Raw genomic sequence first — 256 nt, 5'->3', positions numbered from 1 at the left:
GGCGCCGTCCGGGTCGGTCAGGGCCTCCGGGCGGATGCCGAAGATCACGTCCTTGCCGCCATAGGCCGAAAGGCCGCCCGGCGCGTTCGGCACCGGGAGCACCAGCGGCTCGGCCTGATGGCGGGCGAGCGAGACGGCGACGCCCGCGCCGTTGTTCTCGACCCTTGCCGTGAGAAGGTTCATCGCGGGCGAGCCCATGAAGTCGGCGACGAAGGTGTTGGCCGGATTGTTGTAGATTTCCGCGGGCGAGCCGAAT

The 256-nt window shown here is 69.5% G+C and carries 1 pseudogene; it reads right to left on the bottom strand.

Annotation, left to right across the window (positions count from 1 at the left end):
• Positions 1-256, bottom strand: a pseudogene (locus ACZ1A1_RS24955) (sugar ABC transporter ATP-binding protein); the annotation flags it as partial.

It is taken from the genome of Shinella sp. R2-11, assembly GCF_055330205.1.
The sequence above is the reverse complement of the archived record's forward strand: the minus strand, read 5'-3'. Positions and strand labels throughout refer to the sequence as shown.